Annotated in this window: 10 protein-coding genes; 6 read left to right on the forward strand and 4 right to left on the reverse strand. The window is 65.3% G+C overall.

The window, feature by feature from the left end:
• The first annotated feature begins 128 nt into the window (after positions 1-128).
• Positions 129-530, forward strand: a complete 402-nt coding sequence (locus MBTS_RS20035) for a ParB N-terminal domain-containing protein (RefSeq protein ID WP_155911983.1) — start codon at positions 129-131, stop codon at positions 528-530.
• Here the strand turns inward: MBTS_RS20035 and MBTS_RS20040 are convergent.
• Positions 527-1,123 carry a hypothetical protein gene (locus MBTS_RS20040; protein WP_155911982.1) on the reverse strand — a complete coding sequence of 199 codons (597 nt, stop codon included), beginning with the start codon at positions 1,121-1,123 and terminating at the stop codon, positions 527-529. The genes MBTS_RS20035 and MBTS_RS20040 overlap by 4 nt on opposite strands.
• A gap of 247 nt (positions 1,124-1,370) precedes the next feature.
• Here MBTS_RS20040 and MBTS_RS20045 point away from each other — a divergent pair, with 247 nt between their 5' ends.
• Positions 1,371-1,625 (forward strand): hypothetical protein, encoded by a 255-nt coding sequence (locus MBTS_RS20045; RefSeq protein WP_238254267.1) that lies wholly within the window; start codon positions 1,371-1,373, stop codon positions 1,623-1,625.
• A gap of 132 nt (positions 1,626-1,757) precedes the next feature.
• On the opposite strand, the gene MBTS_RS20050 is transcribed toward MBTS_RS20045, so the two are convergent.
• Positions 1,758-2,357: a hypothetical protein gene (locus MBTS_RS20050; RefSeq protein ID WP_019904513.1), complete on the reverse strand. Its 600-nt coding sequence runs from the start codon at positions 2,355-2,357 to the stop codon at positions 1,758-1,760.
• Positions 2,358-2,421: 64 nt separating this feature from the next.
• Entirely contained in the window at positions 2,422-3,081 is a 660-nt protein-coding gene (locus tag MBTS_RS20055; RefSeq protein ID WP_238254269.1) for a hypothetical protein, read from the reverse strand.
• A gap of 938 nt (positions 3,082-4,019) precedes the next feature.
• On the opposite strand from MBTS_RS20055, the gene MBTS_RS23875 reads away from it, so the two are divergent.
• The 4 genes from MBTS_RS23875 (at position 4,020) to MBTS_RS20075 (ending at position 6,321) form a co-directional block, all read left to right on the forward strand.
• A complete protein-coding gene (locus tag MBTS_RS23875; protein ID WP_192216327.1) occupies positions 4,020-4,175 on the forward strand; it encodes a hypothetical protein in 156 nt (51 codons plus the stop codon).
• Positions 4,175-4,588, forward strand: coding sequence for a hypothetical protein (locus MBTS_RS20065; RefSeq protein WP_018044274.1), 414 nt, complete (start codon positions 4,175-4,177; stop codon positions 4,586-4,588). Before MBTS_RS23875 ends, MBTS_RS20065 begins: the two co-directional genes overlap by 1 nt.
• A 76-nt stretch (positions 4,589-4,664) precedes the next feature.
• On the forward strand, positions 4,665-5,294 hold the full coding sequence (locus MBTS_RS20070) for a hypothetical protein (RefSeq protein WP_018044273.1): 630 nt from the start codon (positions 4,665-4,667) through the stop codon (positions 5,292-5,294).
• Between the two features lie 562 nt (positions 5,295-5,856).
• A complete protein-coding gene (locus MBTS_RS20075) occupies positions 5,857-6,321 on the forward strand; it encodes a hypothetical protein (protein WP_018044272.1) in 465 nt (154 codons plus the stop codon).
• 3 nt (positions 6,322-6,324) lie between these two features.
• Here the strand turns inward: MBTS_RS20075 and MBTS_RS20080 are convergent, their stop codons facing one another.
• Positions 6,325-6,867, reverse strand: coding sequence for a metallophosphoesterase family protein (locus MBTS_RS20080; protein ID WP_018044271.1), 543 nt, complete (start codon positions 6,865-6,867; stop codon positions 6,325-6,327).
• Positions 6,868-6,972: the final 105 nt, after the last annotated feature.

Consider the following 6,972-nt stretch of genomic DNA (forward strand, 5'->3'; position numbering starts at 1 on the left):
GGGGTGGAGTGGGTCCCTCCTGGGGGGAGGCGAAAGCAGGAGTCGCGGGTCCGTAGGCTGGCCCGGCATACACCGGAAATTTTTGGGTACGCACCCCGCATACCGCCTGGATGATCAGAGGGTTACGGGTGCGCACCGACGTCCGTCTTAGGTACGCAGAGATCCAGTCCGCACCCGTGCGTACCTTGCGCGGCTACGACCGCAACGCGCGTACGCACTCGGACAGTCAGATCTCCCAGATCGGAGCCGCAATCGAGCGCTTCGGTTTCACGCAGCCTCTCCTTGTGGACGAGCACGACGTGGTCATCCTCACTGACGGCAGCCAGGACGTCCGGACGCTCATATACCTGGCGCACGACAATCTGTTGGGCATCCCGAATTCCAACAACGCGCTCTATCTGTTCGTGGCCACGCGCGACGAGGGCGAGACGTGGTTCTCGACGTCGGTCAATAATGGGGCCGGGACAGGCCCCCCAGTCAACGTTCAGATGTCCTCTTGGGCGGGGATGCACCCCCTTTTCCCGACCTAGCTCCCCAGTCCATCGAGGCGACGCGAGACGATCCCGGGGGCCCCGGACAGGGCCTCCTCCACGAGGTCGTAGAATGGCAACCGCGGCTTGTACCGGGCCTCCTCGACTATGAGCGCCAGGATCTGCGTCTTGCCGTTGCGCCGTCGGATAAGGGCCGGGGGCTTGTCCGGCCGGAGCTTCACCCATCTCACGCCGGGCTGCTGCATGACGCGCTGGACGTATCCGCGGGGCAGGTTTCCGTACGCATTCCGGGGAGCGTCTTTCCCGGGGATCAACGGTCCGAGCTTGGTCGTCGCGTAATCGCCGGCTTTCCGGACCCCACCGAATATCTCAAGGGCGAGGTACCGCGCCTGAAGCGGGAGGACGTCAACCTCGGCCTCGACGTCCCGGCCCCCCGGGCGGGCCTTCCTCACCCCGATCGCTTTCATCGTGAATGGGGTTGGCTTGTCGAGGTGGATGGGCAGTGCTTCGGTCACGTGAAGCCGGGCGGCCTCCGCCAGGGCGTTCACGCTGTCCACGAGCGCCGCTCGGATGTCCGCCGGACCGAGCTCGTCGCGTTCTGGGGGGTCGATTTTGATGGTTACCTGCAGCATGCCGGCATGCTCGGACCGCCGCGTGAAACCGACGAGCCTGCCGCGAAACCGGGTGCCCGCGTCCACTTGGATTTTCGATGCATTGCCTAGGAGTAACGGGTACGTCGCCCCCCTATTGCCTGAGCAATCCTCGGACACGTCCCAGGCAACCAACGCCCAGGGAAACGGTAACCCTGGCGTGACGATCGTCTTGCCAGGGCGATCTGGAGCTGAATCTATGGGTTCCTGGGCGGACGGGGAGACCACGATGAGCAGGCAGACCGACAACTTCCACAACGGCATGCACAGCGGCATGATGGCGGTCGGCGTGGCTCTCGTCGCGGGCCAGCGTGCGCGTCGTGAGGCGCAGGCTTGGGCGCAGGCAGACGCAGATGCGGAGAGCGCCGTCCACCGCCTGGGCCAGGCCCTCATGGCATCCCGTCGTCGGGAAGCGGAACTCGCACGTGATCTCGCCGCGGCTCAAGCGGAAATCCGCGCCCTGCGTCTCGCCCGCCGTCAGTGAGAAATATTCCGTGGGGGGGGTTGTGCCTTTCCCCTGCGGGCCAGATTCGGCCTATTTGCGGACCATTTGCGGACCACGAAAAAAGGGCCCGCCGGGATGACCGGCGGGCCCTTCGCATTGAGGGGGCAGGGGTCAGGCCACCTTGCGGCGGCGGTCCCTCTCCATCGCGAGATTTACGAGCTCGGCGATGGCGACGTCTTCCGGGTCGTCCGAGAGCGGACGCGTCCACGTCCATTCTGCGGATGTGTCCGCAGCCGGTGCGGATGTATCCGCATTCGCGGCCGGGGCCACTTCACGGGGGGCGGGTCCCGTGAGGGACGGCAGGCCGTCGATCAGGGTGCCCGACACGTGGGCCTCAGCCTCGTGCGGCAGCGATGCCGCGAGCGTCACGAGCTCGGCATGAGACAGGCCCCGGGCCCAGGCCAGGACGGGCTCGGGGAGGGTGGACGTGTCCGCGGCCGGCCCCCCAGCGACGAGGTGCCGGGCGTAGGAAACGAGAGGCACGCCAACCTGGTGGCGGGGAGCGGGGCCCTGATAGGGAGCCGGTGCAACCGCAGGGGCAGGCGCATCGAGGTACGCCGCGGCCGCGTCCGTAGCGGGCAGGACGGGGGTCGTGACACCCGTCGCGGACCGGACCGCACGGAGGACCCAGCGGCCACTCTCGAAGATGAGGGCGAAGACGGTGGCGATGGCGGCTGCGGCGAGGGCGGCGATACGGGCGAGGAAGCTCATGGGCGGTGGTCCTGTGCTGGGGGGTGACGATCTCGATTGTCCGGGTCGCCTCGCAATCGACAAATCAGACCGTGGCGAAGATGCTCTCGACCATCGTCCGGGGCAGTTGCTTGTGGTGCACACGGAGCAGCCGGAGCGCGTGACTCGCCTGAGCGACGTCGAGCTCCGGCAGTGCGTCGAGGACGTGCCCGTCGATTGTTGTCGATTTCGACCATCCAATATCGTTGCGCGTCGTCGCCCAGTCCGCGTCCTCTCGGGTAATGAGACGGACCCCTTCAAGAGCCAGGGACCTCACTTCGGGACGCTCGGCCAGGGCCCGCTCCCCCTCGTGCACGGTTGCTAACTTGACCTCGGACCGCGCGACGTTCTTGCCCGCGCGTTCGACGAGGGACAGCAGTCGCATCGCGTCGGCGACGTCCAGGTCCGGGCGCTGGAGGAGGCCCTGAGCCTCATCGACGTCGACCCGGCGGGCCCAAGACCACCTTCGATCTTTTAGGGACCGCGTCGCCTCGTCCCGTGCCCGGTCGATAAGGTCAGCGATCCTCTGCCGTTCCGCGGCCGCCGCTGCGGCCCGGGTCGCCTCCCTGGCGGCGACCCGGGCCGGGATGCCGTCGATTGCGATTTGGACGGCGTCCAGGTCGTGATCGGGCGCCTGCCAGAACAAAAGGTCACGCCCCTCACACGTGAGGCCGAGAGCTGAGAAATCAGTCACGCCCGCGGCCATCGCCTCCTGGCACTCGGGCGTCCGGACGGCTCGGCTGCGGTACCGCATGCCGCCACGCGTGTAGTGCAGCTGCCCGGACTGCCACTCCAGTCCCCACCAAGCGGGCGGCTGCACATAGGGGTGGGGCGGCGTCGTGTGGGGCATGAGCGATCCTCGAATCTGCGGATCTGAGTAATGTAGCAATCGTATTTCGGATCGCAACAGAAACCGTCGAGGCTCTTTCGACAACACCGCACGACGATTTCGACAACGATTTGAACAACACGGTGTTGTTGAAACTGTTGTTCAAATGGCATCTAGCCTAAAGCTATCGCCCAGGTTGTATAACATCAAAGGCATAATTTACGTGGACCTGGAAATTCTCGTATGGGTTGCGATATAATGTTCTCGGCGGATTCGCGGAGGACAAAATGGATGGTGGAATTAACGGAAGCGGAGGTCAGGCTGTTGCTTCGCGGGGCATGCCGCCGGGCGGGGTCGCAGGACGCCTGGGCACGCCAGACGGGGCTGTCCCCGCAGCACGTTTCGGACGTCCTGCTCGGACGGAGGGAGCCGGCCGGTCAGGTCCTGAGAGCGCTGGGGCTCTCGCGCAGGGTCCGGTACGTCGAGACGGCCGCCGGGGACCCAAGCGCTACTGCAGGATCCCCCGAGCCCGGTGCGAGGAGTACCTCAACGACGGTCTGACCTATCGCGAGATCGCCCGCGTCGAGGGGTGGGACGAGAAGACGATTGCGGTGCACTGCAGGGGGCTCGGGCTCACATCCCAGCCACGCCAGCCAGTTGTCACGCTCTTAGACGTCGAGAGCGCGCGTGAGGGACGGGAGACTGTCCGAGAAGTCGCGGACCGCCTGGGCGTCACGATCCAGGCCGTGCACATCTGCGCGTACCGGAACGGCACCAGGATCCCGCGGCGTCCCTCACGTCTCGACTACGAGACAATGAGAAGGGTAATCCTCGCGCACGCCCCGCTCTCGCAAGCCGCCCTGGAATTGGGCGTCACTCCCGAGACGCTCTACCGGCGCGCCGGCCAACTTGGTCTGCCCGGCGACCGCCGCGGCCGGACGCTGCTCCGCCGCCGGGAGGGGGGGGTCTGATGTGCGATCTCATCGAGAACCTGCAGAACCTCGGGATCGCCCAGGTCCGGGCCCGCCTGACCCAGGCACGGGCCGCCGCGCAGGCCCTGATCGACGACCCGGCGCTCCCGGAGATCCGGCGCGAGCATCTCGCGGTTGCGCTGGATGACGCAGATGCCCGCCTGCTCGACATGGCCCGCAACATCCTGTTCCACCTCGCCGGCGAGATCGAGGCCGCGGGCGAGCCCGTCGAGGAACGCGTTGACCTGGACGCAAACAGGTCACCCGAGGAGCGTGCGGTGGTCGTGGGGATCCTCGACGATCTCCTTGCCGAGGATGGCCCGTCCCCCGATCCGGTCGCGTCCGGGATGCCTCGGCCTCTGCCGCCGCCGCCGCTTCCGCCGGGAGCCCGGGGCGCACCCACCAGAATCTAGACGCCGCATTTCGAGGCCTGGGCGCCCGGCTAGGGGCGCATTTCCCGCAGCCCTTTCACCGACAGGACCACGCATCATGCGTATCAAGACCTTCGACCACCGGCCCGTGCAGGCCATCATTCGCGGCTCGCTCGACCGCTGCTTCGACAACCGCTCGAACGAGTACCGGGCCGCCGTCATCATGGAAGGCTTGTTTGAAGCCGGCTTCGAGATCGTCCCGAAAGCCAGGCCTGCGGCCGCTGCGTTCAATTCTCTTGGGGCGATGCCCGTGAAGGTGGTCGTATTCGAGGAGCCCGACGACGTTTCTGAGGCCCCAACCCTTGCCCCCAGGGATGTCCACACCCTGCCGGGCGGCCGCAAGGCCTCTGTCATGACGCTCAACGAGAAGCGCATCCTCCAGGCTATTGCCCAGGAGAGCTGGGCAAGGCTCTCGACCCGCGAGTTCGAGACGTACAAGCAGTGCCTCAGTGATTGGTCGGAGGGCGAAGCATCGGGTCCCCGCAGCGGCTACCACGAGGCGCTCGCTCTCATCCGTGCCGGTGAGACGTCCGCGGTCGCCATCGCTGCGGCCCTGGGGGGTGACGGGCGGACGGGTGAGGAGGGGGACGTTTGGGCACTCTACGATGCCCGTCACCGCACCCGGGCACGCTACGATTACAAGGCCGACCCCGACCTGCAGCGGCCCATCAACGCCGCCCAGGGTTAGTCATCTATGACCCTGGGCGCTCGCATTTGAGCGCCCAGGGAGCCGCCTTGGTTCAGAGCTTGATCGTAAAACTGGCATGCTCTGAAGCGGAACGCAAACGCACATGCCCAAGACTAATATGTATCCGTATGTTTACGACCCGAGTTACACAAAATACATTTCCAGATATTGGACGCCACCAAGGGTTCAGAAGAAAGCGGAGTGGCAAAACGCTTGCCGAAACGCGTTCTCGGGCCTCGATATCGCGGACCGCGAGTTCGTCCGTGCATCTGCTTTTATATTATCTGATAAAGACGATTCTTGGACCAAGGGTCGCCTGAGACATCGATTCAATCGTCTGCGAGTACGTATAACTACATTGAGAAGTGAATTTGTACGTTTGTATCCTATGACATTCTACCATGGTATACAGAACTGTCCATGGCGGGAGCGGCATTCACTGACACGCCCGCTGGAAGGGCCGGAGCGGCGCCTGAATTTAATTTGCAGGCTCGCACTCCCCGGTTTGTCGAGATGGCTCGGCCGGCCTCTGCGGTACGTCATTGAAAGCGGCAGGCATCACATGCCCGGCGACGCGTGTGTGTGGCCCGACATCATTTGCATCGTCCCCGGCCCGGGGTTCCTTACCGTCATTGTCCGCCGGGGCCTGCATCACCCCCCGCCGTCGAGCACGATCTATCCGATGTCGGCCGTCGGTCCCCAGGAGGGCAGTGACGGCGTATGGCTCGCAAGGGGTTCCTGGATCTCGAAACGACATCGCGACCGGCCGCCGACGGAGGGCTGGTTTGCCTGGTCATACGTGCCCGGTCCGAGCGGTGAAATCGAATTTCTCGTGCAGGGCGGCAGTGCGAAAGTGGCGCTCCGTCGATTTTGGGCGATCTACGATGCGACTGTGGTCGTGCCCACCTGGCATGGCAAGACGCCAGCGGACAGGCACCTGGCCTGGCTCCCTCCCGAGCCAGCCCCCCTCGACCTGACCGCCGAGGACGAGGAGGCCCTGGAGGGGCTAGAGGGCATCTGTGTGTAGCTGTCACCGTGTGAGGACGCGTTCCTCCGGCTGCGTGTCACTCGCGGCCATGCGTTCGAGGATCTGGCTGAGGGTCACCGGGCGGTACGACCACACGTCGACCCCGACATCCTGTGACTGGGTCGTGCCGGGCAAGAGCCCATGCGTGTGCCCGAAGAGGTGGAGCGACCCCCGATAGGCACGCGGCCACGAACGCATGGGGTAGTGGCAGAGCACGACGTGGCGGTCCTCGACGGAGATCTCCCTGATCCCGTCGTGCTGCTCCGCCCAACCGAGCTTGCGATTCTTGCGGTCATGATTCCCGGCGATGAGGATCTTGCGGCCGTTCAATCTCCGGAAAATCTTGCCGGCATACTCGGGCGTCGAGAGCGCGAAATCGCCGAGATGGTAGACCGTGTCCCCGGGCTGGACGGTCGAGTTCCAGGCCTCGATGAGCATCGCATCGTGCTCCTCTATACTGGCGAACCCAGGGCGCAGACCATGAAGAATTGAGGCATGCCCGAAATGGGTGTCCGCAGTGATGAAGTTGGCCATGACGGCCTCCATAAAATGGAGGCCGGCGCGCGCGCTCAGGTCCTCCTCAGGTGACGGGAAGGGGGGCGAATGCCCGGGTTTTTCGCGACATGGGGGAGGCCTCGGGGGATGGCTCTT

This window comes from Methylobacterium bullatum, from assembly GCF_014845095.1.
Classification (GTDB): domain Bacteria; phylum Pseudomonadota; class Alphaproteobacteria; order Rhizobiales; family Beijerinckiaceae; genus Methylobacterium; species Methylobacterium bullatum.